The following is a 24,905-nucleotide window of genomic DNA, read 5'->3' as shown; positions in this document are numbered from 1 at the left end:
ACGAGTTTAGAAAGCAATGGGCGAAAAATCGCGCGGGCCGGGATCAGCCGCCGGATTTCTTCGCCTTGAAGCCCTGCTTGGTCAACTCACCGAGCAGCAGCTCGACATGGTCGCCCTGGATCTCGATGACCCCGTCCTTCAGCGCGCCTCCGGTGCCACAACGGCGCTTGAGATTGCTGGCCAGCTCCTTGAGCTGGTCGAGGGGCAGCGGGACGCCACTGATGGTGGTCACGGTCTTGCCGCCACGGCCTTTGCTTTCGCGGCGCACGCGGGCGATACCATCACCTTCGGGGATGACCTGTTGCTTGCAGATGCAGGCGTCCACCGGCTTGCCACAGTCCGGGCAATGCCGACCGGCATCGGTGGAGTAAACGAGACCGCCAAGGGCGGCGAAGGAAGAAGCTTTCTTGGCCACTTTTGTTCCTCTTTGCTGAGGACAAAAACTGGTCGGTGCCTGGGGCCAGGACCGACCGCGAAGCCCCACTCTGGCAGGGGCAGCGCTACTGCCGCAAAATCCTGCGACAGCCCGAAAAGGGCGCGCAGTGTAACGATAAATCTGCCGGTTGCTAAGTACCGGAATGCGCCATTTTTCGAATGTTTTGCGACCCTTCGCGAACAAACCCATTCCCACAGCGCTCAAGCGCTATATGAGCCCTGTGAGTGCGGGTTCACCTGCGTAAGAGCCGGCCCTGCCAACACAGCTATTTCAGACTGGCGGCGTAACGATCCAGCGCCGCCAGCGAGTCCGGACAGAACGACAAACGTCCACGATCGGCTTCTATCTGGGCAAGACTCATGAACCGCGCTTCACTGACTTCTTCGGGCTGCAGCTTCAACGGTGCATCGGAAACCGCCGAGAACACCGCGCACCATAGGCGGTTGTCCGGTTGATCGAAGTAGAACCGCTCGTGAAAGCGCAACTCGACGCCCGAGATACCCAGCTCTTCCTCCAGTTCACGCGCCGCCGACATCTCGTAACTTTCGCCGGCTGCCACCATGCCACCAGCTGCCACGTCCCAATAGCCGGGATACAAGGCCTTGCTCAACGTGCGCCGGTGCACGCACAGCTCACCGGCGCTGTTGAACAACAAGATGAAGGTGCAGCGCCCGATCAGGCCGCGCTCACGCAGCTCGGCCCGGGGTAGCGCGCCGAGCAGTCGGTCGGCCTCGTCGACCCAGGCGACCGATTCACGATCGGAGGCCGCGCGATGCGCAGCCTCCTGTGGGCTGATGGTCATCCTCAGCCCTGCGACAGCAGTTGACGCAGATCGATGACAGCGGCGTTGGCCCGGGAAATATAGTTGGCCATTACCAGCGAATGGTTGGCCCACATGCCAAAGCCACTGCCGTTGAGCACCATCGGGCTCCACAGCGCCTCCTGGGAGGCCTCCAGCTCACGGATGATCTGGCGCACGCTGACCGTGGCGTTCTTCTTGGCCAGTACATCGGCGAAGTCGACCTCGATGGCGCGCAGCAGGTGCGACAGCGCCCAAGCCTGACCCCGGGCTTCGTAGAACACGTTGTCGATCTGCAGCCATGGGGTTTCCACCAGTTCCTCGTCGACCTGCGGCGCCTGGCCTGGAACGACCGACTCGGTCTTCAGGGTGCTGTTGAGCTTGACCCGACCGACACTGGCCGACAGGCGCTGGGACAACGAGCCCAGGCGGGTGGCCACATCACCCAGCCAGTTGTTCAGGTTGTCCGCGCGGGTATAGAAGATGGCGCCCTGGTCGCCGGCAGCCAGACGGCGCTGGTAGCGGCTGAGCGACTTGATGCCCTCCTCGAACTCCGATTCGCTCGACGGCAGGATCCAGCTCTTGTTGTCGAAGTTAAAGCGCGGCTCGGCCTTGGCCAGGTCCGCATCTTCGGTCGATTGCGACTGGGAGCGGGCGAAGTCCTTGCGCAGGGCGCGGGACAGGTCACGCACCTGGACCAGCACGCCGTATTCCCAGCTCGGCATGTTGTCCATCCACAGCCCTGGCGGGAAACGGTCGTTGGAGATGTAGCCGCCCGGCTTGTTCAGCAGGGTGCCGGCGACGGTCTTGAGGGTCTCGATGGTGGTATAGCCCACCACCATTTGCTGGCCGGTGCGCTCGGCAGCAGCCTGGGCGTTCTGCTGAACGGGGAACAGCTCCGGCTCCTGGCTCCAGTACCAACCGAGGCCGATGCACACCAACAGATACAGGCCGATCAGGGTGCCCAAGGCTCGGCTCCACAACCCCCCCAGATAGCTACGTGCAGCGGCGCCACGGGCGTCGACGCGCTCACGGGGCTCGGCTTTGGCCTCGCGGTTTTTCCAATCCAGCATGGCGTTGTCCTTATCAGTCCGACAGTTCAGGGGCTTGGACCACCAGCCCCAGCCAGGGTGCCACGGCAAGCCCGCGTGGCAGCACTATAAAGCAGACACTGCCTTACGCATAAGCGACCAATCGGTCGGTAACTGAATATTCGTACCTGGGCAGACTTTGTTGACATGGCGCACTGGCCAGTCCAGAAATGAGTGCTAGCATGGAGCCATCATTGCACCTGCATAACCACACACCAACAAGCAGTCAGGACATGACCCAGCCAGCCGACCCGAGCCACGAGCGCCTCAAGCAGCACTTCGCCCAGCGGGTCATCCACCAGGCCCGACAGATCCTGGAGATCTGGCAGCGCCTGCAACGGGGCGAGTGGTCGGCTGCGGAGTTGGGCGAGCTGTGCGAGGCCAACCTGCGCCTGCAACGCTATGCCGAGCGCTTCGAACAACCCGAGCATAGCGTGCTCTCGGCGGCGATCGGCCAGACGTTGCGGGCCATCGAGGCCAACAGCGCGCGGCTGAACTCGGAGCTGATCAGCGAACTCAACCGCCTGATGCAGCGCCTCTCACGTACCGGCCTGCGCAAAGGCGACCAGCTCGACAATGTGCCCCTGCCACCCGTACGCAAGCCCGTCTACATCCTGCTTCAGGACCACGACCGAGCCGAGCGCCTGGCCCAGCAGCTCGAATTCTTCGGCCTGGGCGTGCAGGCGCTGTACAGTGCCGAGGCCTTCTGCGCCTCGATGCGTGAACGTTTGCCTTCGGCCATCGTGATGGATGTGGACTTCACTGGCCCAGGCCAAGGCCTGAAACTCGCGGCCCTGGCCCAGCAAGGGCTGGATCAGCACATCCCGCTGCTGTTCTTCAGCCACCACGAGACCGACACCCCCACCCGTCTGGCCGCCGTACGCGCCGGAGGCCAGGAGTTCCTGACCGGCACGCTGGAGGCCTCGAGCCTGCTGGAGAAAGTCGAGCTCTACACCAGCGCCACCCAGTACGACCCCTTCCGTGTGCTGATCATCGACGACTCCCGCGCCCAGGCCATGTATACCGAACGCCTGCTCAACGGCGCGGGCATGATCACCCGCACCCTCACCGAGCCGATCCGCACCATGGCCGAGCTGGCGGATTTCCAGCCCGACTTGATCATCCTCGACCTCTATATGCCCGACTGCACCGGCCCCGAGCTTGCCAAGGTCATCCGCCATAACGATCGCTACGTCAGTGTGCCGATCATCTACCTGTCGGCCGAGGATGATCTGGACAAGCAACTGGACGCCATGAGCGAGGGCGGTGACGACTTCCTGACCAAGCCGATCCGCTCACGCCACCTGATCACCACCGTGCGCAACCGCGCGGCCCGCGCCCGTCACCTCAAGGCCCGCATGGTGCGCGACAGCCTCACGGGGCTGTACAACCACACCCATATCCTGCAGTTGCTGGAAGATTGCAGCTTCCGCGCACGCCGCGAAGCGCAGCCGCTGAGCTTCGCCATGCTCGACATCGACCATTTCAAGAAAATCAACGATCGCCATGGCCACCCGATGGGCGACCGGGTGATCAAGAGCCTGGCGCTGTTTCTCAAGCAGCGGCTGCGCAAGACCGACTTCATCGGGCGCTACGGCGGCGAGGAGTTCGCCATCGTCATGCCTAACACCGCGCTGGACGCGGCCCACAAGGTACTGGACGAGATTCGCCGACGTTTCGCCGAAATCCTCTACCCGGCCCAGCCCCACGATCTCACGTGCACGTTCAGCGCCGGCGTGGTGCAACTGGACGACAACCTCGATGCCCTGACCATGGCCAGCGCCGCGGACGAGGCGCTGTACCGCGCCAAGCATGCCGGGCGCAACTGCGTGGTGCGTGCCACCTGCTTCCCCGACCGGCTTGGCCAATAAAGGCAAATAGCCACTTTTTTGTAAGGTCACGCCTTTCTCGTCATCACCTCGTCACAAAATCGCAATAACTTCAGGCACCTACCTCTCCACTCCCCGCCGGAAGTTCGCAGCTATGCGCCTGAAGTGGCTGACCAATTTCAATACTTTGCTGCTAGTGACCGTCTGTATCGCCCTGGGCGCGACCCTGTGGTGGTCGCAACGCGCCCTGGAGCGCCCCTATCAATTGATGGAGCGCTACCTGGATTTGTCCCAACAGTTCCAGCGTGACGCAGCGCGCAATATCCAGGCCTATTTGGGCAGTGGCGACGCCCTGCGCCATGCCGCCGCCATGGAGGCGACCAAGCAGTTGCAGGCCTCCCTGGCCGACTGGCCACAGGCGCTTTCGGACAAGCTGCGCCCCAGCCTGGACCACCTGCAGACCTTTACCGCCAACGAGTTGCTCGCCGCCGGCAAGCTCGCCGGCGACCCGCAGGCCTTGCTGCTTCAGGCCGAACGTGAGCTGGGGGCCAATTTTGAGCAATTGGCAGCTTACGCCCGTGACAGCGCCAGCCCAGACGCGGGCCGGTACCTGACGCCCGTGCTGGACGCCTCGGTGCACCTGGGGCGCCTGTCCCTGGCTCGGGACAAGCTGGTCAGCAGTGGCCGTGCGGAGCTGGCCGACGAAGTCGAACGTGAACTGCAACTGATCCGCGCCCAAGCCCAGGCCATCGACACCCTACCACTGCTGGGCGTGACCCGCGCTGCCGAGTCCAACGCCGACGATTTCGCCGCCCTGATGGGGCTGCAGACACAGGCCAGCGAGCAACGCGAAGATGTGGCGGTGGGCCTCAAGCGCGAGCTGCAAAGCCTGCTGGCCCGCTACCCGGCCGAACTGCAACGCACCCGCGAACAGATCGAGCGCCGTACCGCCCTGGCCGCCAGCACAGGCGAGCGACTGGAAGCAGTGCAACAGGCCATCGCAGCCCTGGAGCCTGAGGTACGGGGCCTGCACGCCAAGATCGCCGGCGAAGTGCGTATCATCCAGGGGCTGATGATTGGCCTGATCCTGCTCATCGCCCTGCTCATCGACACCCTTCAGCGCCGCTTGGCGCGGACCTTGACCGGCCTTGCCCCTGCCCTGTCGCGCTGGGCCGAGGGCGACTTCGCCCAGGCCATCACCTTGGGGCGCACCAACCGTGAGCTGCACGATATCCAGGCGTCGCTCAATCGCCTGCGCCAATACCTGGTGGACCTGGTCGGCACCCTGCGTCACAACGCCGAACAGGTTGCCGGCAGCAGTCATGCCTTGGCGGGAATGAGCACTGCCCTGCACGACGGCGCCGAGCGCCAGGCCGGTGACACCGCACAGATCCGCGATGCCTTGGGCGAACTGGAGGCGACCATCCAGCAGGTCGCGGGCGATGCCAGCGCCGCCGCCGAAGCCAGCCGTGATGCCGGGCGCGCCGTGGAACAGGGCCAGGCGGTGATCGGCCAGAGCCTGTCCGGCCTGCGTGCATTGGTCGATGAAGTGCAAGGCAACGCGCAGACGATCGAGCAATTGGCCGAGGAGTCGGCCACCATCGGCGGTGTGTTGACAGTGATTCGTGCGATCGCCGAACAGACCAACCTTCTGGCACTCAATGCCGCCATCGAGGCTGCACGGGCGGGCGAGATGGGCCGTGGCTTCGCTGTGGTCGCCGACGAGGTGCGCTCGCTGGCCCAGCGCACCACGGGGGCTACGGGTGAAATCCAGGGTTTGATCGACCGCCTGCAACAAGCCGCCCGGGAATCGGTGAACGGCATGCGCACCCAGCTCGAACACGCCGAGGCCACCGCCAGCCAGGCCCAGGCTGCCGATGGCGCACTCGATGAAATCGTCGGTGCCATCCGCACGATCGCCGACACGGCGGTACGCATCGCCGAGGTAACCGCCCAGCAGACAGGGGCGGTGAGCGAGATTCGCGACCACAGCGAGCGGATTCACGCACTGGGCGAGGACAACCTGCAACGCATAGGCGAAGGGCGTGAGCAAGGTGAGCAGTTGCTCCAGCTTGGCAGCGAGCTGAACACGGCGGTGCGGGCGTTTCGCCTCTGAGCGTCTCGGCACCTGAGCGGTTGCGTCGGCACTGACAACATGAAATCCAGCGGCCATGTGTCGCGCTGCCGGCCAACCAGGCCCCAATCGTGGGCAAGTCCGCTATGATGCGCCCACGTTTCACCTAGCGAGACCGCCATGCGCCGCCTGTTTTTCCTGCTGTTCCTGCTGCTGGCCAGCCCTGCCTTCGCCGCGGGCCTGCTCGACAACCGCCCCAGCGCCACCCTCGGCGCCGCCTCTCTGAGCAACAGCGCCGACTTCTTGCCTGTCCACGAAGCCTTCAAGCTCAGCCTGGTCCAGGCCGACGCCCAGACCGTCAAGCTACGCTTCGTCGCCACCGACGGCTATTACCTTTACCGCCACCGCTTCCAGTTCCGTACGGAGCCCGCCGACATCGCCCTGGGCCAGGCCGATATTCCCAAGGGCGAAGCCAAGCACGACGAGTTCTTTGGCGATGTCGAGGTCTACCACGGCGTGGTCGACATCCAGTTGCCACGCACCGATCCACGTGCCTTCACCTTGCTGGTGGGCTACCAAGGCTGCGCCGACAAAGGCCTGTGCTATCCGCCGGAAACCGAACGGCTGAGCATCGATGGCACCGGCGGGAAACCCGAGGCCGGCGCAGGTGGCGCCGAGCAAGGCTGGGGCTGGCAGTCACTGCTGCTGTTCTTCCTCGCCGGCATAGGCCTGACCTTCACCCCCTGTGTGCTACCGATGCTGCCGATCCTGTCCGGTGTGGTGCTGCGCGGGCAAGTGGGTGGCTGGCGTGGGCTGAGCCTGTCGCTGGCCTATGTGCTGCCGATGGCCGTGTCCTTTGCCGTGCTTGGGGCGCTGATGGGCATGTTCGGCGCCAGCCTGAACCTGCAGGCACGCCTGCAGTCGGCGTGGGTGCTGGTGCCATTCGCGCTGTTCTTCGTGCTGTTTGCCCTGGCCATGTTCGGCTTGTTCGAAATCAAGCTCCCGCAGGCGCTGAGCAGCCGCCTGGACAGCATGGCCAACCGCACCAAAGGCGGCTCGTTGCTGGGTGCGGCAGTGCTTGGCGTGCTGTCCAGCCTACTGGTCTCCCCCTGCGTGTCGGCGCCGCTGGCCGGAGCCCTGCTGTACATCAGCGCGAGCGGCGATGCATTGGGCGGGGCGCTGAAACTCTTCGCCCTGGGCCTGGGAATGGGCGCGCCGCTATTGCTGGTGGCCACCGGAGGAGCAGCGTGGCTGCCCAAGAGCGGCCCGTGGCTGAACACCGTCAAGAATGCCATCGGGGTTCTCCTGCTGGGCCTGGCCATCGGCCTGCTCAGCCGCGTGCTGCCGGGGCCTGCGACGTTGCTGTTGGTCGGTCTGCTCGCCGCGGGCGTGGCGCTGTTCCTCGGCGCCCTGGAGTTGGTGGTCAAGACCCCGCGTCAACGCCTGGCCCAATTGCTCGGCCTGGCCCTGCTGGTCTACGCCTTGGCCTGCTGGTATGGCGCCCTGAGCGGTCAAGGCGACCCCTTGAGCCCCTTGCCGCCCCCGGCAGTAGCCAGCCTCGACGGCAGCCGGGCCAGCAAGACCGACGCCTGGCAGACCATCACCACGCCCGCCGCACTGGATGCAGCGCTCGCCGACGCCAAGGCCGCCGGCAAACCGGTACTGCTGGACTGGTACGCCGACTGGTGCATCAGTTGCAAAGTGATCGAACACGAAGTACTGAGCGCACCACAGGTCCAATCACAATTGGGCGCGTTCAAGTTGTTGCGTTTCGACATCACCGAAAGCAACGCAGAGCAACGCACCCTGCTCGACCGCTACCAGCTGTTCGGCCCACCTGCGCTACTGTTTTTTGCAGCGAACGGCAGCGAACTTTCCGTTGATCGGGTCATTGGCGAGATAAACGCCGGCGAATTTGCGGCGATTCTGACGCGCGTGCGCGGCAAACTGGGTCTATAACTTCTCCGGACCGGGCAACTTCACTAAAGGAGTGACCAGACTTAATGATCTGGTCACATACTTTGCGCGAACCTCGGACAACGTGCTGGCTATTGCAGGGAACTGGACACCCGACGCCCTCTTGCGGCATAGTCGCCGCGCTCATGTCGTATTGCCCTACAAAACCCAAGGAATCGCAGATGGCAACCCTACTGGTGCTGCACGGCCCCAACCTGAACCTGCTCGGTACCCGCGAACCAGGCCACTACGGTGCCGTGACCCTGGCCCAGATCAACCAGGACCTGGAGCAGCGCGCCCGCGCCGCTGGCCACCACCTGCAGTACCTGCAGAGCAATGCCGAGTACGAATTGATCGACCGTATTCATGCCGCCCGCAACGAAGGCGTGGACTTCATCCTGATCAATCCGGCTGCTTTCACCCACACCAGCGTCGCATTACGTGACGCATTGCTGGCTGTGAGCATCCCATTCATCGAAGTGCACCTTTCCAACGTGCACAAGCGTGAACCGTTCCGTCATCACTCCTACTTTTCAGATGTCGCCGTAGGGGTGATCTGCGGTCTGGGCGCCACCGGTTATCGGTTGGCCCTGGAATCCGCGCTGGAATACCTGGCTGCCAACGCACAGCCCTGATGACACAAGGCTTTGGCCCTTCGGGGCCAGGGCTGTAGAGAAACGTTTTAGACACGTTTTTAAAATTAAGTCCCCGACCGAACCTTGGGAGTTGATGATTAATGGATATCCGTAAAGTCAAGAAGCTGATCGAACTGCTGGAAGAGTCTGGCATCGACGAACTGGAGATCAAGGAAGGCGAAGAGTCCGTTCGCATCAGCCGTCACAGCAAGACCCCGGCCGGCGCCCAGTACTTCGCCGCCCCGGCTCCGGCCGCTGCCCCTGTCGCCGCTGCCGCGCCAGTCGCTGCCGCTGCCCCGGCCGCCGAAGCCGCCGCTGCCGCTCCAGCCCTCAAAGGCACCGTGATTCGCTCGCCAATGGTCGGTACCTTCTACCGCAAGCCTTCGCCGACCTCGGCCAACTTCGCTGAAGTCGGTCAGACCGTGAAGAAAGGCGACACCCTGTGCATCGTCGAAGCCATGAAGATGATGAACCACATCGAAGCCGAGATCGGCGGTGTCATCGACGCCATCCTGGTGGAAGACGGTCAGCCGGTTGAGTTCGACCAGCCGCTGTTCACCATCGTTTGAACCGCGGAGAGCCAACGATGTCTGGGAAGCTCGAAAAAGTCCTGATCGCCAACCGCGGGGAAATCGCCCTGCGGATCCTGCGTGCCTGCAAAGAGCTGGGTATCAAGACCGTCGCTGTTCACTCCACGGCCGACCGCGAACTGATGCACCTGGGCCTGGCAGACGAGTCGGTCTGCATCGGTCCTGCATCGTCCAAGGATTCCTACCTGCACATCCCGGCGATCATCGCCGCTGCCGAAGTGACAGGCGCCACCGCCATCCACCCGGGTTACGGCTTCCTGGCGGAAAACGCCGACTTCGCCGAGCAGGTGGAGAAGTCCGGTTTCGCCTTCATCGGCCCTAAAGCCGACACCATTCGCCTGATGGGCGACAAGGTTTCGGCCAAGGACGCGATGATCAAGTCCGGCGTACCGACCGTGCCAGGCTCTGACGGCCCGCTGCCGGAAGACGAAGAGGTCGCCCTGGCGATCGCCCGCGACGTCGGCTACCCGGTGATCATCAAGGCCGCCGGTGGCGGTGGTGGTCGCGGCATGCGCGTGGTGCACAAGGAAGAGGACCTGATCGCCTCGGCCAAGCTGACCCGTACCGAAGCCGGTGCCGCCTTCGGCAACCCGATGGTCTATCTGGAGAAGTTCCTGACCAACCCACGCCACGTGGAAGTCCAGGTCCTGTCCGACGGCCAGGGCAACGCCATCCACCTGGGCGATCGCGACTGCTCGCTGCAGCGCCGTCACCAGAAGGTCCTGGAAGAAGCGCCAGCGCCAGGCATCGACGAGAAGGCCCGTCAGGAAGTCTTCAAGCGTTGCGTCGACGCGTGCATCGAGATCGGCTACCGCGGTGCTGGTACCTTCGAGTTCCTGTACGAGAACGGCCGTTTCTACTTCATCGAGATGAACACCCGCGTCCAGGTCGAGCACCCGGTCTCGGAAATGGTCACCGGCATCGACATCGTCAAGGAGATGCTCAGCATCGCCGCTGGCAACAAACTGTCGATCCGCCAGGAAGACGTGGTCATCCGTGGTCACGCGCTGGAGTGCCGTATCAACGCCGAGGATCCGAAGAAGTTCATTCCGAGCCCAGGCAAGGTCAAGCACTTCCACGCCCCGGGCGGCAACGGCGTTCGCGTCGATTCGCACCTGTACAGCGGTTACTCGGTTCCGCCGAACTACGACTCGCTGATCGGCAAACTGATCACCTACGGCAAGGACCGCGACGAGGCCATGGCTCGCATGCGCAATGCCCTGGACGAGATCGTCGTCGACGGCATCAAGACCAACATTCCACTGCACCGCGACCTCGTGCGTGATGAAGGTTTCTGCAAAGGCGGCGTCAACATCCACTACCTCGAGCACAAACTGGCCAACCAGGAGTGATCGCGTTAGCGTGATGCAAGAAACCCCGGCCCAGTGCCGGGGTTTTTATTGGGTGGTCAGGACACCAGATGAATCGCGATGGCGTTGTTCTCGTACTCGCTGGCCCTGTAGACACGACCCGCGCCATCGCTGACCTGGCCGCTGCGCAACTGGTACAACGGTTCGGCCCTGACTCGCGCTAGCACTCGGCCAGCCCTGCCGCTGATACCCGCGGCACCCGCGCGTGCTCCACGCAGAATCGGATCGTACAAGCCTGCTACCAAGTCGCCGGAGGTGGTATAGACCTGGGTCACACCGGTGCCCAAGTCCAATGTCATGCCATAGGTCTTGCCAAAGCATGAAGAGTACGACCAATGGTCCCACTGCGCGGATATCCCCTGGCGCCTGAGCACTGACCGGATCGGTTCGCCGATGCTCGTCCCTCCCAACCAATCTCCACCCGCCATCACGGCACGCACCTCCCCTGCTCCGGCACTCTGGATGCGAGACAGAACGTCCCGGATCGCGCGTTCGATGAGCCCGCGGATGTTATGGTCGAAGTGGATGACAGCGCCCCATTTGGTTGCCGGGTTGTACAGCGAAACAGCCACGCAGCTCTGCACATTGAGCGTGAACAGGTAGTTGTCCGCGCTGCTGGCCGACAGCCGCCCGACCACCGCTTCGCCCTGCAGCGCTCCGCGAAGCGGATCAGGGCTCGTACCCTGGGCGACTTGCCGCACGTCGGTGATCCGCCCTAAGTCATGCACGGTGTTGCCCCCGCGCAGGCCTGTGCTATTGGCCACCCAGCGACCATCTGCACTGCGGACGATGGCCTCCCGGTGAAGACTGTCGGGCCGGTTGGCCTTGATCACGCGCAGCGTGCCATGTTCCACGTCCCTCTCGACCTGGAAGTACCGCCCCTGGTGGCGGACGAAGTGCCGGACCCCAGGCGCCTCGCTTGATGCGCCGCCGCGGTAGGTGCCTTGCCAGATGCCCGCCTCGGTGACTTCCTGAAGGTTCGCCGGCTCACCCTTGACCGCCCACCGCTTGTCCAAACGCATCGAAGGAGCGCGCCTGCAGCTGGCAGAGGACACTTGCTTGATCGCCAGCATGTGCCGTGTTTCGTCCAGCAACGACCTGACCGCTCTGAGCGAAAACCCTGGCAGCACGATCATCAGCCCCAACAAACCCCAAGAGGCGAGCAACCACTGTTGCAGGGCATGCGCGGTGTCCTTGCGCGTGTGGGCGATAATCGCCGAGCGCAGCGGCGCCGCGACAAAATAGGCGCCCAGCAACGCTGCGAACGGCGGCGAGACGAGAGAAAGCGGCACCAGCGCGTACAACAGCCCCTTGGCGACTTGCGTGCGAATCACCTCGAAGTGGCTGCTCGTCACCTCATCGACATCCGCCAGCGCATGTTCGATATAGGCCTCGTATTCAGCAGCGATGGTGATGACGTGCTGAAGGCCGCGCAGTGAATCTCGGGAGGCACTGCCCGAAGCCAGGGCAATCAGGCGTTGTTCGACCTTGCGCCTGCCCGCCAGAGGCGCCCGCGCAAGCAGGTAATCGTTTGCCACCCCTGACATCTCATGCCCCAGTGTGCTGTATCGGCTGAACAAACGACCGTTCGGCTCCGCCGGCGCATACAGCCAGTCCTGGGCTTTCCCCTCCTGGATGTGGCGGAACACATAGCACCCCAGGATGACGTACCCCTCGATGGTCAGCCGAAAGATCCCATCGTGATTGGCCACTTGTTCGGAAGACCCGCTTGCCTTCTCTTTTTTTAGCGTGCGTCCCAGTTCAGTGACCAGACGCGTCAGCGCCTCGTAGGTCTCAAGATCGATCTCTGCGCGACCATGCGCAACTCGCAAGTCACGATCCATGCCGCTCAGCAGGGCACTGCCGAACAGCTGCTGGTAGTTCGCATACTCCACCGAACCGGCCAGCAGGAAGCGCTCACGCACATGAGCAATGTACTTTTCTCCCACATAGGCACCACGCGCGTATCGGGCAAGGTCGGCGCTTCGCAGCGCAGATAGGTCCTGACCGACAAGCGAGCGCACGCCTCGCTTCGGGTGGTCGATACCCGAATTGTCGTCATAGCCATAGCAGACCACGTCGAGCAGATTGACAGAACGTGTCGTCCCATCGGCCAATGTCGTGCTCAAGTCGAAGACGATCGATTCCGGTGCCACCGGATCGGTGATGCCCTGCTTTACCAGATACGGCTTGATGGCTTCGCCCACCGTACGTCGGGCAAAGTCCTGAAAACTCTCATAGTCTTTCAGCACCTCGATGAATGCTTGCTCAGCGCCACGGGCCTCGTTGCAAAGCAGGTTGATCACCCGACGCTCTTCAATGCCCAGCACGCTGTACCAACGAGGCGACTCGCTGGCCTGCACTTCGTGCTCGCGTATCGTCATGCGCGCCCGAACGCCTTCTTCGATACAAGCCTGATAACCCCGGCTCGCGCTGCGAAGATCGCGGGTCAGATCCCATGCAGCGGGCAGTGACTGGATGTTTTTGATTTCCAAGACAGCCCTGTCGCGCTGCTCCCCGGGCAATTGCGACAGCAGGTAGTCTTGGCCAGCCGCCTCTTTCATCCAGCCGCCAATCTCGGCGCTGAGCATGCGAAGGGAGCTGAGCTCGATCCACTCCTGTCCGTCCGGCTTTGCTGGCGCATACAAGAACAGGCTGTCCAAGACGCCTTCTTGGCTACGAAAGAACACCAACAGGTCACTGCAAACCATGCCGTCGAACAGCTCGATGGCACTGACCTCCCACTGAGCCTGATTGCCCTGCCGCAGGGATGACAACCGGGCATGATGAGCGTCCTGCAGATGCCCTGCATACACGGCGCGTTGCGCGCTGTACTTCAGGCCGAAATCATAGGCATCGAACAGCGCCTGCTTGACCTCGGCTGCTTCGTGGCGCTTGGTCAGCGCTGGCAGGTAGGTTGCCTTGGCATCGACGCTGGCCGCCAACTCGCGAATCTGCGCTGCGCTCGGTGGCGGGCACAAAAGCGAGGTGTTGGTGATATCACTGAGCTCATATAGCTGGTCGATATTCAGCGCCCCTTCCGCCACCAGCTCCGTCAAGCTCAGCGATTTCCCGTCCTGCAGTGAGGCGCCTCGCCTTCGCCGCTTGAATGTAATCCGGTCAGCGAGCAGCGGTGCGTCAAAATGCTCGTCCAGATAGTCTTGCGCACAGCGACTGGCGTGGCGCTGCAGCGAACGCACATCGCCCAGTGCGCGACCCGCTTGGTCCTGCGCATCCTGCCAGTCTTCCCAAGCCTTCTCCAGACAAGCGCGCTGGCTTTCATCCAGCAATTTGTACCAATGTGGAGAGTGGGATTTGGTCCCGCCATCGACCGCTTCACGCTCGGCTTCGGTGGCCAAGCTTGATAACGCCAACTGCTCATGCCACTGGTGTTCGTGCTCACCGAGCTGCGCACGCAGCCTCTCCACCGACATGTCGAGAAGCGCTGCCGACTCCAGCGTGGCCTTGATGCTCTGGCAATGCGCTTCCACTCGCTCGGCAACACGGACGAGATACGCTTGCCGCTGCACAAGCCCTTGGGGCGCCACCTGCCAGTAACGGGTCAGGTAATCCTGGTAATTATCCAGAAGCCGGGTGCTTGCGCTTTCCACGAGCTGGACCATGACATCCCGGCGCGTCTCGGGTATTTCCTGAACGACACGCCCATCCGGACGATAAGGCGCGTGCAACTGCGCATCGAATACCAGCGGCCTCTGATCGATCCGATGTTGCAGCGCCGCATCGAGCAGGTCGTGCGGCAAACGCGGATCGATAGCGTCGCTGTAATGGGTTTTCAACTCCACCAGAAGATTGTTCTCGGCGACCTCGAAGAAGGTTGACTGATCGTTCAGCCGTCGCTGGAAATGCTCGGCCCAGACAATGAGGCGCTCAAGGATAGGCGAGCTGGTCGTGGAGACAGGTGGCGAAACGGATGCACTCATGACGATCAATCCTGATTGAGAAGCCACCAAGGATTGGTCTGGACACCGACCGACATGCGGTAGCAAGCAACTACCCGCGCCGGAAACCGCCAATGCACGGAATGCACAAACCCCACGCACTCAAGTAAACTGCCAGGCTACGCGCAGCCCTGGGCTGCCCCTGTCGATTTACCAAAGGTGCCCGCCATGCCCTGGCTGCAAGTTCGCCTGGCCATCAGCCCAGACCAAGCCGAAACCTACGAAGACGCCCTGCTCGAAGTCGGCGCCGTCTCGGTGACTTTCATGGACGCCGAAGACCAGCCGATCTTCGAACCGGACCTCAACACCACTCCGCTCTGGTCGCACACTCACCTGCTGGCCCTGTTCGAGGCTGACGCCGAGCCCGAAGCGGTGTTCGCCCACCTGCGCCTGCTGACCGGCGCCGAGTTGCCCGAGCACCACGCCGAAGTGATCGAAGACCAGGACTGGGAGCGCAGCTGGATGGACAACTTCCAGCCCATGCGCTTCGGCCGGCGCCTGTGGATCGTGCCAAGCTGGCACGAGGCCCCGGAAAAAGACGCGGTCAACCTGCTGCTGGACCCAGGCCTGGCCTTCGGCACCGGCACCCACCCGACCACCGCCCTGTGCCTGGAGTGGCTGGACGGCCAGCAGCTCGAAGGCACCCAAGTCCTGGACTTTGGCTGCGGTTCGGGGATTCTCGCCATCGCTGCCCTGCTGCTGGGCGCCCGCGAGGCGATCGGCACCGACATCGACGTGCAGGCCATCGAAGCCTCGCGTGACAACGCCCAGCGCAACGGCATCGCCGACGAGCGACTGGCCCTGTACCTGCCCGAGCAGATGCCCGCCATGCAAGCCGACGTCCTGGTCGCCAACATCCTGGCCGGCCCGCTGGTCTCGCTGGCCCCGCAATTGTCCGGCCTGGTTCGCCCCGGAGGCCTGCTGGCCTTGTCCGGCATCCTTGCCGAGCAGGGCGACGAAGTAGCCGCTGCCTATGCTGCCGACTTCGATCTGGACCCAATCGTCGTGCGCGACGGCTGGGTACGCATCAGTGGTCGCCGCCGCTAGGCCCACCTAGACTTAACCACCTGCATAGCCCGGATTGCCGCATGACCGACAGTTTCGTCACCCAGTGCCCTCATTGCCAGACCAGCTTTCGCGTCACCTACCAGCAATTGAGCATGGCGCGCGGTGTGGTGCGCTGCGGCCACTGCCTGCAGGTGTTCAACGCTGCCAAGCAGTTGCTGGAGCAGAACCGGAGCGCCGACACGCCTGAGGCGGCTAGCCCGCCACCAGCACCAGCGCCAGCCCCGGTCGCGCAACCGGAGCCGGCCCTGCCGCCTCAGGACGTGCCTGCGCAGCCGGCACCGAGCCCGCAACAGGACGATTGGGCGGTCACCGCACAAGCGCTGGATGATTTGGACCTGGACCAGGAACTCGCCCGTCTCGAGCGTCGCGAACCCCACCGGGAGCGCCAGGCGCCATCACGTGAAGAGGCCTTGCAGGCCCGCCGCGATGACCATCGCCACGATGAGCACGCGCACGAGCCCTTCGGCACCGCCACCGATCATGTGCCGGAGCCGCCTTCCGCCGAAGCGCCTGCCCCCGTGCTGGTCGAACAGGAAACCCTCGATCTGGACCTCGAGCCGGCACCCGGCGAACGCACCGAGCCGACCTTGGGCGGCCTGGACCTGGACGACGACGAGCCTCGCCCACTCACCCAGGACGCGCCGCGCGACGTCCTTGCCGACGCGCCGCTGGCACCACTCTCGATCCACGACGACATCCCTGAGAAAGGCCTCTCTGCCCGCGACGACGACGAACCCGGCAGCCTGCGCCTGTCTGCACGTGATGACGACGAGCCAGACGATCTGCATGATGAGCGGCCGGAGCCGATGCTGGCCGCCAAGGCCGAACGTCCTTCCCGCAAGGAGCCGCTGGTGCATGTGGTGGACGACCCATTGCAGCTCGACTGGCAAAAGGCCAAGCCAAACGGGTTCAAGCGCCTGCTGTGGGGCCTGTTGACCCTGCTGGCCGCAGGGCTGCTGGTCTTCCAGTACATCGCCTACCACTTCGATGAAATGGCCCGCCAGGACCAGTACCGTCCCTGGTTCCAGCAGCTGTGCCCGATGCTCGGCTGCACAGTGCCGACCCGCGTCGACATCTCCCGCATCAAGAGCAGCAACCTGGTGGTGCGCAGCCACCCGGACTTCAAGGGAGCCCTGATCGTCGATGCGATCATCTACAACCGCGCGCCGTTCGCCCAACCTTTCCCACTGCTGGAGCTGCGCTTTGCCGACCTCAACGGCCAGTTGATCGCCAGCCGTCGCTTCAAGCCCAGCGAGTACCTGTCGGGTGAGCTGGCCGGGCGCGGCGAGATGCCCAGCCAGACCCCCATCCATATCGCCTTGGACATCCTCGATCCCGGCCCGAAGGCCGTTAATTACAGCCTGAGCTTCCGCTCGCCGGAATGAAAAGCAGCGCTCGTTAGCAAGCTTCAAGCCACAAGAAAAACGCAGGCCAATCAACGATTGGCGTGAAGCTTGCGGCTTGAACCTTGCAGCTAGAAGCGTCTCGTTATAAGCCCGCAGCTGTTCAGATTTTATCCAGATTCATCTTTATCCAGTCATCGAGAGCGGGTATCATGCCAACCCTTTTTCGGACTCCCATGATTCGGCCCCACAACAGGGAACACCTATGTCGGCGGTACGCATCGGCCCTTACACACTGCGAAACAACCTGATCCTCGCCCCCATGGCCGGGGTGACGGACCAGCCTTTCCGTACACTTTGCCAACGCTTGGGCGCCGGCATGGTGGTTTCGGAGATGGTGACCAGCGACATGAGCCTGTGGAACAGCCGCAAATCGCGCCTGCGCCGCATCCATGAAGGCGATCCCGAGCCTCGCTCGGTGCAGATCGCCGGTGGCGATGCGCAGATGCTGGCCGCGGCGGCCCAGGCCAATGTCGAGGCCGGCGCGCAGATCATCGATATCAACATGGGGTGTCCGGCAAAAAAAGTCTGCAACAAGGCGGCAGGCTCTGCTTTATTGAGAGATGAAGCCTTGGTCAGCGAAATCCTCCACGCCGTGGTCGGCGCGGTGGACGTACCGGTGACCCTGAAGATCCGCACCGGCTGGGACCGGGCGAACAAGAACGGCCTGACCGTGGCGAAGATCGCCGAACAGGCCGGCATCCAGGCGCTTGCGGTCCATGGCCGTACACGCGCCGATCTGTATACCGGCGAAGCCGAGTACGACACCATCGCGGCGATCAAGCAGGCGGTGTCGATCCCGGTTTTTGCCAACGGCGACATCACGTCGCCGGAAAAGGCCCGGGCGGTGCTGGACGCCACCGGCGTCGACGGCCTGCTGATCGGCCGTGCCGCCCAGGGGCGGCCGTGGATTTTCCGCGAGATCGAGCATTACCTGCGCACGGGCGAGCACCTGCCTGCCCCGGCGCTGGATGAAGTGGAACACATTCTGCTGGAGCACCTGGCTGCACTGCATGCCTTCTATGGCGATGTGATGGGCGTGCGTATCGCCCGCAAGCATGTGGGCTGGTACCTGGCAACACGACCTGGCGCCAAGGAGTTTCGCGCCCGGTTCAACGCGCTGGAAGACACACAAGCGCAGTGCGCCAACGTTCGCGCGTTCTTTTGCGAACGTCGAGAGAGCCTTGAGACAGAGGACGGACAAGGGGTGGCCGCATGACGATGATGACCGAGACATTAGTGAGTGGAACAACGCCCGTGAGCGACAACGCCAACCTGAAACAGCACCTCAATACGCCGAGCGAAGAGGGCCAGACCCTTCGCGACAGCGTGGAGAAGGCGCTGCACAACTACTTCGCCCACCTGGAAGGCGCGACCGTCACGGACGTCTACAACCTGGTGCTGTCGGAAGTCGAGGCACCGCTGCTCGAAAGCGTGATGAACTACGTCAAGGGCAACCAGACCAAGGCCAGCGAGATGCTCGGGCTCAACCGTGGCACCTTGCGCAAGAAACTCAAGCAGTACGATCTGTTGTAATCCGAATCCCAATCAGAAAAGGCGGCTCTCCCAAGAGGCGCCTTTTTTGCTGAAACCACCGCGTTATGGAATCCGAAATGACCGACCAGACTACCCGCCTGCCGATCCGCCGCGCCCTGATCAGCGTCTCCGACAAGACCGGGATCCTCGAATTCGCCCGTGAACTGCAACAGCTGGGCGTCGAGATCCTGTCCACCGGCGGCACCTACAAGCTGCTCAAGGACAACGGCGTGAACGCGGTGGAAGTGGCCGACTACACCGGCTTCGCTGAAATGATGGATGGCCGGGTCAAGACCCTGCATCCGAAGATCCACGGCGGCATCCTTGGCCGCCGCGGCATCGACGACGCCATCATGAACGAGCACGGCATCAAGCCGATCGACCTGGTCGCCGTCAACCTGTACCCGTTCGAGGCGACCATCGCCAAGCCAGGCTGCGACCTGCCGACCGCCATCGAGAACATCGACATCGGCGGCCCGACCATGGTCCGTTCCGCGGCGAAGAACCACAAGGACGTCGCCATCGTGGTCAACGCAAGCGACTACGCCAGCGTCCTGGAAAACCTCAAGGCCGGTGGCCTGACCTACGCCCAGCGCTTCGACCTGATGCTCAAGGCCTTCGAGCACACTGCCGCCTACGACGGCATGATCGCCAACTACATGGGCACCATCGACCAGGCCAAGGACACCCTGTCCACCGAAGGCCGCAGCGAGTTCCCGCGCACCTTCAACAGCCAGTTCGTCAAGGCCCAGGAAATGCGCTACGGCGAGAACCCGCACCAGAGCGCGGCGTTCTACGTCGAGGCCAAGAAGGGCGAAGCCAGCGTCTCCACCGCTATCCAGCTGCAGGGCAAAGAGCTGTCGTTCAACAACGTGGCCGACACCGATGCGGCGCTCGAGTGCGTGAAGAGCTTCGTCAAGCCGGCCTGCGTCATCGTCAAGCACGCCAACCCGTGCGGCGTGGCCGTGGTACCGGAGGACGAAGGCGGCATCCGCAAGGCCTATGACCTGGCCTACGCCACCGACACCGAGTCGGCGTTCGGCGGCATCATCGCCTTCAACCGCGAACTGGACGGCGAAACCGCCAAGGCCATCGTTGACCGCCAGTTCGTCGAAGTGATCATCGCGCCGAAAATCTCCCAGGCTGCCCGCGAAGTCGTGGCTGCCAAGCAGAACGTGCGTCTGCTGGAGTGCGGCGAGTGGCCAGCCGAGCGCGCCGCTGGTTGGGACTTCAAACGCGTCAACGGTGGCCTGCTGGTACAGAGCCGCGACATCGGCATGATCGGTGCCGACGACCTGAAGGTCGTGACCAAGCGCGCCCCGACCGAGCAGGAAATCCACGACCTGGTCTTCGCCTGGAAAGTGGCCAAGTTCGTCAAGTCCAACGCCATCGTCTATGCCAAGCAGCGTCAGACCATCGGCGTGGGCGCCGGCCAGATGAGCCGCGTCAACTCCGCCCGCATCGCGGCCATCAAGGCCGAGCACGCCGGCCTGCAGGTTCAGGGCGCGGTCATGGCCTCGGACGCCTTCTTCCCGTTCCGTGACGGCATCGACAATGCGGCTAAAGTGGGTATCACCGCCGTGATCCAGCCAGGTGGTTCGATGCGTGATGCCGAGGTTATCGCTGCCGCCGATGAAGCTGGCATTGCGATGGTATTCACCGGCATGCGCCACTTCCGCCACTGATTTACGGCAATCGGCCGCACTGAGGCAGGCATCTGCTGCGTTGGGGCCGGTTCCGCTGATGCTCATTGCCAGAAGGCAACTCCGCTCATCGGAACCGACCCTGCCTTGCATCTACCTGTTTCATTGCGACCTCGTACAGCGTGAGGCTTTGCCTCCCGTCCGAAAGAATTCGAGGTTTTGACATGAAAGTTTTGATCATCGGCAGCGGCGGCCGTGAGCACGCCCTGGCCTGGAAAGTCGCCCAGGACCCACGCGTCGAGAAAGTCTATGTTGCCCCGGGCAACGCCGGCACCGCTATCGAGGCCAAGTGCGAGAACGTCGCCATCGACGTCACTGCCCTGGAGCAACTGGCCGACTTCGCCGAGCAGAACGTGCAGATGACCATCGTCGGCCCCGAGGCCCCGCTGGTGGCCGGCGTGGTCGATCTGTTCCGCAGTCGTGGCCTGGACTGCTTCGGCCCGACCAAGGGCGCAGCCCAGCTGGAAGGCTCCAAGGCCTTCACCAAGGACTTCCTGGCCCGTCACAAGATTCCGACCGCCGACTACCAGAACTTCACCGAGATCGAGCCGGCCTTGGCCTACCTCAAGGAAAAGGGCGCGCCGATCGTCATCAAGGCCGACGGCCTGGCTGCGGGCAAGGGCGTGATCGTCGCCATGACCCTCGAGGAAGCCGAAGCCGCCGTGCGTGACATGCTCGCCGGCAATGCCTTTGGCGATGCCGGTTCGCGTGTGGTCATCGAGGAGTTCCTCGACGGCGAGGAAGCCAGCTTCATCGTCATGGTCGATGGCCACAACGTGCTGCCGATGGCCACCAGCCAGGACCACAAGCGCGTCGGCGACAAGGACACTGGCCCGAACACTGGCGGCATGGGCGCCTACTCCCCGGCTCCGGTCGTCACCGCCGATGTGCACCAGCGCGTGATGGACCAAGTAATCTGGCCGACCGTGCGCGGCATGGCCGAGGAAGGCAACGTCTACACCGGCTTCCTCTATGCGGGCCTGATGATCGACAAGGCGGGCAACCCCAAGGTCATCGAGTTCAACTGCCGCTTCGGCGACCCGGAAACCCAGCCGGTCATGCTGCGCCTGGAGTCGAGCCTGGTGCTGCTGGTCGAGGCGGCTTTCGCCAAGGCCCTGGACAAGGTCGAGGCCCAGTGGAACCCGCAGCCGAGCCTGGGCGTGGTACTGGCCGCCGGCGGCTATCCGGGCGACTACGCCAAAGGCGCCGTGATCAACGGCCTGGACGCTGCCGCCAAGCTCGAGGGCAAGGTTTTCCACGCCGGCACCGCGCTCAAGGACGGCAAGGTCGTGACCGCCGGTGGCCGTGTGCTCTGCGCCACTGCCATGGGTGCCACCGTCGAGGCCGCCCAGCAACAGGCTTATCGCCTGGCCGAGCAAATCGACTGGGACGGTAGCTTCTACCGCACCGACATCGGCTACCGTGCGATCGCCCGCGAGCGTGGCGAGCACCAGTAAGCTGCAACGGATCGCCGTGACGCCCCTGGCTCACGGCCTCCGGCTCGTCGACAAGGCCCCGCCGGGGCCTTGCCTTCGTCTTGGCGCCCCGCGCATAGTTATCCTGCACAACGGCTAGGAAGGGATCTCGTCTTGCGTCGGCTTCGGATTGCCATTGCCCTGATCGTCAGCCTGCTGACGCTGCTCTGCCTTCCCCCGGCCTCGGCCGAACAAGGTGGAGGCTGGAGCGTTCTGCTCGACGAACAGGCCAACCTGCAACTGAGCGATATCCGCTCGGACCGCTACCGCAACCAGTTCAGTCCTCTGCAACTGTTCGAACTCGATGCCGCCCCCGCCGACCAGGCGCTGTGGCTGCACTACCGGCTCGAGCCAGGTGAGCAGGAGCAATTGCTGCGGGTCTTCGCACCCGACCTTTCACGCCTGGACCTCTACGCGCTGGATGGCGACAAGCTCGTTCGCCAGCTGCACCATGGTCGTCAAGGCGGTAATGCCAGCCCGACGCTGCGCAGCAGCGACCACCTGCTGCCGCTGCCCAACAGCCCGCGCGCGCTGGACATCTACCTGCGACTGGTATCCGAACACCAGTTGCGTCCGGCCATCAGCCTTGAGCCTGCGGCTTGGGCCGCGGCCGACCAGACGCGCCCATTGCTGTTCGGCCTGCTGTTCGGCGGTCTGGTGATGCTGATCCTGCACAACCTGATCCGCTTCCTCTACACCCGCTCGAGCACCACGCTGATCCTGGCCCTTTACCACGGCCTGATGCTGCTCAGCGCCTTGATCCTGCTGAACCTCAGCGGCCCCTGGTGGCAGCTGTGGCACAGCGCTCAGACCCCCGCCGCCTATCTGACCTTGGTCTTGGCCGGGCTGGCCGGGCTGTATTTCACCCAGCATTTCTTCACCCCCTGCAGCTCGATCCGCTGCAACCGGCTGCTGCATGCAGAAATGCTGATCGTCGCGGTCAGCGGCCTGGTGCTGCTGTTCGTGGACACCCTGCCACTGAACCTGATGACCTACGCCCTGCTCGCGCTCGGCAGCGTGACCATGCTGCTGGTCAGTGCCTACCACTGGTACAAGGGCTACGGCCCTGCGCGACTGTTCGCCGTGGCCATGCTGATATTCAACCTGGGCGGTCTGGTGCTGCTGCCGGCCTTGCTGGGCCTGACGCGCACCTCGACCCCATGGCTGCTGTTCATCCTGATGGGGCTGACCGTGGCCAGCGGCTTGCTGCTGAACCTGTCGGTCAGCGAACGTCTGCGCCGCATCAGCGAGGAGCGCTTCCGCGCCAGCCGCGCATTGGCTGCCAGCGATGCCGAGATCAACGCCAAGGCCGAGTTCCTGGCCAAGATCAGCCACGAGATCCGCACCCCCATGAATGGGGTGCTGGGCATGACCGAATTGCTGCTGGGCACGCCGTTGTCGGTCAAGCAGCGCGACTATGTGCAGACCATCCACAGCGCCGGCAACGAACTGCTCACGCTGATCAATGAAATCCTCGACATCTCCAAGCTCGAATCCCGACAGATCGAGCTGGATGATGTGCAGTTCGACCTCAATGCCCTGATCGAGGATTGCCTGAACATTTTCCGGGCCAAGGCCGAACAGCAGAACATCGAGCTGATCAGCTTCACCCAGCCCCAGGTGCCACGAGTCATCAGCGGAGACCCGACCCGACTGCGCCAGGCGCTGTCGAGCCTGCTGGAAAATGCCCTGAAGAACACCGAGCAAGGCGAGATCCTGCTGGTGGTGGCCCTGGACCAGCGCGGCGACCTGCCACGCCTGCGCATCGCCGTGCAGGACAGCGGCGAGTCGATGCCCGCCGCCGAGCGTGAAGCCTTGCTGCAAGCCCAGTTGCACAGCCATCAGTTCCTTTCCAGCAACAAGCTCGGCGGCCATCTGGGGCTGGTCATCGCCAAACAGCTGATCGGCCTGATGCAGGGCGAATTCGGCATCAAGAGCAGCACCAGCATGGGCAACACCCTCTGGCTGACCTTGCCGCTGGACCCCTCGCGCCTGGAGCAGCCGCCGGCCGACCTCGATGGCCCGCTGCGCGACGCTCGCGTGCTGGTGGTGGACGACAACGACACCTGCCGCAAAGTCCTGGTGCAGCAGTGCAGTGCCTGGGGCATGAACGTCAGCGCCGTGCCTTCGGGCAAGGAAGCGCTCGCCCTGCTGCGCACCAAGGCACACCTGCGCGACTACTTCGACGCCGTGCTGCTGGACCAGAACATGCCCGGCATGACCGGCATGCAGCTGGCGGCCAAGATCAAGGAAGATCCGAGCCTGAACCACGACATCCTGGTGGTGATGCTCACCGGCATCAGCAATGCGCCGAGCAAGATCATCGCCCGCAATGCCGGGGTCAAGCGCATCCTGGCCAAGCCTGTGGCCGGCTATACCCTCAAGACCACGCTGGCCGAAGAGCTCGCCCTGCGCGGTCGCGAGCAGCCGCCTGCCCCTACACTGCCCGGCCCACCTCCGCCATTGGACCTGCCCAGCGACTTCCGTGTGCTGGTCGCCGAGGACAACAGCATTTCCACCAAGGTCATCCGCGGCATGCTCGGCAAGCTCAACCTCGAGCCAGATACCGCCAGCAATGGCGAGGAAGCCCTGCGCGCCATGAAAGCGCAGCGTTATGATCTGGTGCTGATGGACTGCGAGATGCCAGTGCTCGATGGCTTCTCAGCCACCGAGCAGCTACGCGCCTGGGAAGCCGCCAACCAACGCGAGCGCACCCCGGTGGTTGCATTGACCGCGCATATCCTCACCGAACACAAGGATCGCGCGCGCCAGGCCGGCATGGATGGGCACATGGCCAAGCCGGTGGAGCTGTCGCAATTGCGCGAGCTGATCCAGTTCTGGGCCAGCAAGCGGGCCGCGGCCTCGGACCGTTTGCAGACTCCGTGAGATCCCTGAAGGAACAACGCTGCTGTGTCGCCTGCGCCGCAGCCATTCACCGCGCCGCCTGCTTCGTGCACGAGAGCCTCGCAAGCCGCGCCGCC

At 63.6% G+C, this 24,905-nt stretch carries 17 protein-coding genes; 13 read left to right on the top strand and 4 right to left on the bottom strand.

What is annotated here, in order from left to right; translation table 11 throughout:
- Window positions 1-43: 43 nt before the first annotated feature.
- From J5X93_RS03120 to J5X93_RS03110, 3 genes are all read right to left on the bottom strand, one after another.
- Entirely contained in the window at window positions 44-415 is a 372-nt protein-coding gene (locus J5X93_RS03120; protein ID WP_043207898.1) for a translation initiation factor Sui1, read from the bottom strand.
- Between the two features lie 286 nt (window positions 416-701).
- Window positions 702-1,238, bottom strand: coding sequence for an NUDIX hydrolase (locus J5X93_RS03115; protein ID WP_043207901.1), 537 nt, complete (start codon window positions 1,236-1,238; stop codon window positions 702-704).
- 2 nt (window positions 1,239-1,240) lie between these two features.
- A complete protein-coding gene (locus J5X93_RS03110) occupies window positions 1,241-2,308 on the bottom strand; it encodes a DUF2333 family protein (protein ID WP_070572707.1) in 1,068 nt (355 codons plus the stop codon).
- A 251-nt stretch (window positions 2,309-2,559) separates the two neighbouring features.
- Between J5X93_RS03110 and J5X93_RS03105 the strand changes: the two genes are divergently transcribed.
- The 6 genes from J5X93_RS03105 to accC all read left to right on the top strand — a co-directional run bounded on the left by J5X93_RS03105 (window position 2,560) and on the right by accC (window position 10,762).
- On the top strand, window positions 2,560-4,197 hold the full coding sequence (locus tag J5X93_RS03105; protein WP_250034405.1) for a diguanylate cyclase: 1,638 nt from the start codon (window positions 2,560-2,562) through the stop codon (window positions 4,195-4,197).
- A gap of 112 nt (window positions 4,198-4,309) precedes the next feature.
- On the top strand, window positions 4,310-6,271 hold the full coding sequence (locus J5X93_RS03100) for a methyl-accepting chemotaxis protein (protein WP_182942264.1): 1,962 nt from the start codon (window positions 4,310-4,312) through the stop codon (window positions 6,269-6,271).
- Window positions 6,272-6,409: 138 nt separating this feature from the next.
- Window positions 6,410-8,188, top strand: a complete 1,779-nt coding sequence (locus J5X93_RS03095) for a protein-disulfide reductase DsbD (RefSeq protein ID WP_250034403.1) — start codon at window positions 6,410-6,412, stop codon at window positions 8,186-8,188.
- Between the two features lie 179 nt (window positions 8,189-8,367).
- Window positions 8,368-8,820 (top strand): type II 3-dehydroquinate dehydratase, encoded by a 453-nt coding sequence (gene aroQ / locus J5X93_RS03090; protein ID WP_070090423.1) that lies wholly within the window; start codon window positions 8,368-8,370, stop codon window positions 8,818-8,820.
- 101 nt (window positions 8,821-8,921) lie between these two features.
- Window positions 8,922-9,389 carry an acetyl-CoA carboxylase biotin carboxyl carrier protein gene (gene accB / locus J5X93_RS03085; protein WP_043207908.1) on the top strand — a complete coding sequence of 156 codons (468 nt, stop codon included), beginning with the start codon at window positions 8,922-8,924 and terminating at the stop codon, window positions 9,387-9,389.
- 17 nt (window positions 9,390-9,406) lie between these two features.
- Complete coding sequence (gene accC / locus J5X93_RS03080; protein WP_043207909.1) at window positions 9,407-10,762, top strand: acetyl-CoA carboxylase biotin carboxylase subunit; 1,356 nt, start codon at window positions 9,407-9,409, stop codon at window positions 10,760-10,762.
- A 56-nt stretch (window positions 10,763-10,818) separates the two neighbouring features.
- Here accC and J5X93_RS03075 read toward each other — a convergent pair whose 3' ends face one another.
- Window positions 10,819-14,730, bottom strand: coding sequence for a type III effector 1 (locus tag J5X93_RS03075; protein WP_250034401.1), 3,912 nt, complete (start codon window positions 14,728-14,730; stop codon window positions 10,819-10,821).
- A gap of 177 nt (window positions 14,731-14,907) precedes the next feature.
- On the opposite strand from J5X93_RS03075, the gene prmA reads away from it, so the two are divergent.
- From prmA to J5X93_RS03040, 7 genes are all read left to right on the top strand, one after another.
- Window positions 14,908-15,786 carry a 50S ribosomal protein L11 methyltransferase gene (prmA, locus tag J5X93_RS03070; RefSeq protein ID WP_043207910.1) on the top strand — a complete coding sequence of 293 codons (879 nt, stop codon included), beginning with the start codon at window positions 14,908-14,910 and terminating at the stop codon, window positions 15,784-15,786.
- Between the two features lie 41 nt (window positions 15,787-15,827).
- Window positions 15,828-17,192 carry a DUF3426 domain-containing protein gene (locus J5X93_RS03065; RefSeq protein ID WP_090343133.1) on the top strand — a complete coding sequence of 455 codons (1,365 nt, stop codon included), beginning with the start codon at window positions 15,828-15,830 and terminating at the stop codon, window positions 17,190-17,192.
- A gap of 223 nt (window positions 17,193-17,415) precedes the next feature.
- Window positions 17,416-18,429 carry a tRNA dihydrouridine synthase DusB gene (gene dusB, locus J5X93_RS03060; protein ID WP_043207912.1) on the top strand — a complete coding sequence of 338 codons (1,014 nt, stop codon included), beginning with the start codon at window positions 17,416-17,418 and terminating at the stop codon, window positions 18,427-18,429.
- Entirely contained in the window at window positions 18,426-18,746 is a 321-nt protein-coding gene (gene fis, locus J5X93_RS03055) for a DNA-binding transcriptional regulator Fis (RefSeq protein WP_008093076.1), read from the top strand. Before dusB ends, fis begins: the two co-directional genes overlap by 4 nt.
- A 77-nt stretch (window positions 18,747-18,823) precedes the next feature.
- Entirely contained in the window at window positions 18,824-20,431 is a 1,608-nt protein-coding gene (gene purH, locus J5X93_RS03050; RefSeq protein WP_043207913.1) for a bifunctional phosphoribosylaminoimidazolecarboxamide formyltransferase/IMP cyclohydrolase, read from the top strand.
- A gap of 182 nt (window positions 20,432-20,613) precedes the next feature.
- Window positions 20,614-21,906 carry a phosphoribosylamine--glycine ligase gene (gene purD / locus J5X93_RS03045; protein WP_043207915.1) on the top strand — a complete coding sequence of 431 codons (1,293 nt, stop codon included), beginning with the start codon at window positions 20,614-20,616 and terminating at the stop codon, window positions 21,904-21,906.
- A 132-nt stretch (window positions 21,907-22,038) separates the two neighbouring features.
- Window positions 22,039-24,810, top strand: a complete 2,772-nt coding sequence (locus J5X93_RS03040; protein ID WP_043207916.1) for a hybrid sensor histidine kinase/response regulator — start codon at window positions 22,039-22,041, stop codon at window positions 24,808-24,810.
- The last annotated feature ends 95 nt before the right edge of the window (window positions 24,811-24,905 follow it).

This window comes from Pseudomonas sp. BYT-1 (genome assembly GCF_023611805.1).
Lineage (GTDB): Bacteria > Pseudomonadota > Gammaproteobacteria > Pseudomonadales > Pseudomonadaceae > Aquipseudomonas > Aquipseudomonas guariconensis.
Note: the sequence above shows the minus strand (reverse complement) of the source record. Positions and strands in the feature narration are given on the sequence as shown.

What these genes read in the sequence shown, in the direction of transcription:
- J5X93_RS03115 (WP_043207901.1), bottom strand. Translation starts at nt 1,238, where the DNA reads ATGACCATCAGCCCACAGGAGGCTGCGCATCGCGCGGCCTCCGATCGT.
- J5X93_RS03110 (WP_070572707.1), bottom strand. Translation starts at nt 2,308, where the DNA reads ATGCTGGATTGGAAAAACCGCGAGGCCAAAGCCGAGCCCCGTGAGCGC.
- J5X93_RS03105 (WP_250034405.1), top strand. Translation starts at nt 2,560, where the DNA reads ATGACCCAGCCAGCCGACCCGAGCCACGAGCGCCTCAAGCAGCACTTC.
- J5X93_RS03100 (WP_182942264.1), top strand. Translation starts at nt 4,310, where the DNA reads ATGCGCCTGAAGTGGCTGACCAATTTCAATACTTTGCTGCTAGTGACC.
- J5X93_RS03095 (WP_250034403.1), top strand. Translation starts at nt 6,410, where the DNA reads ATGCGCCGCCTGTTTTTCCTGCTGTTCCTGCTGCTGGCCAGCCCTGCC.
- aroQ (WP_070090423.1), top strand. Translation starts at nt 8,368, where the DNA reads ATGGCAACCCTACTGGTGCTGCACGGCCCCAACCTGAACCTGCTCGGT.
- accB (WP_043207908.1), top strand. Translation starts at nt 8,922, where the DNA reads ATGGATATCCGTAAAGTCAAGAAGCTGATCGAACTGCTGGAAGAGTCT.
- accC (WP_043207909.1), top strand. Translation starts at nt 9,407, where the DNA reads ATGTCTGGGAAGCTCGAAAAAGTCCTGATCGCCAACCGCGGGGAAATC.
- prmA (WP_043207910.1), top strand. Translation starts at nt 14,908, where the DNA reads ATGCCCTGGCTGCAAGTTCGCCTGGCCATCAGCCCAGACCAAGCCGAA.
- J5X93_RS03065 (WP_090343133.1), top strand. Translation starts at nt 15,828, where the DNA reads ATGACCGACAGTTTCGTCACCCAGTGCCCTCATTGCCAGACCAGCTTT.
- dusB (WP_043207912.1), top strand. Translation starts at nt 17,416, where the DNA reads ATGTCGGCGGTACGCATCGGCCCTTACACACTGCGAAACAACCTGATC.
- fis (WP_008093076.1), top strand. Translation starts at nt 18,426, where the DNA reads ATGACGATGATGACCGAGACATTAGTGAGTGGAACAACGCCCGTGAGC.
- purH (WP_043207913.1), top strand. Translation starts at nt 18,824, where the DNA reads ATGACCGACCAGACTACCCGCCTGCCGATCCGCCGCGCCCTGATCAGC.
- purD (WP_043207915.1), top strand. Translation starts at nt 20,614, where the DNA reads ATGAAAGTTTTGATCATCGGCAGCGGCGGCCGTGAGCACGCCCTGGCC.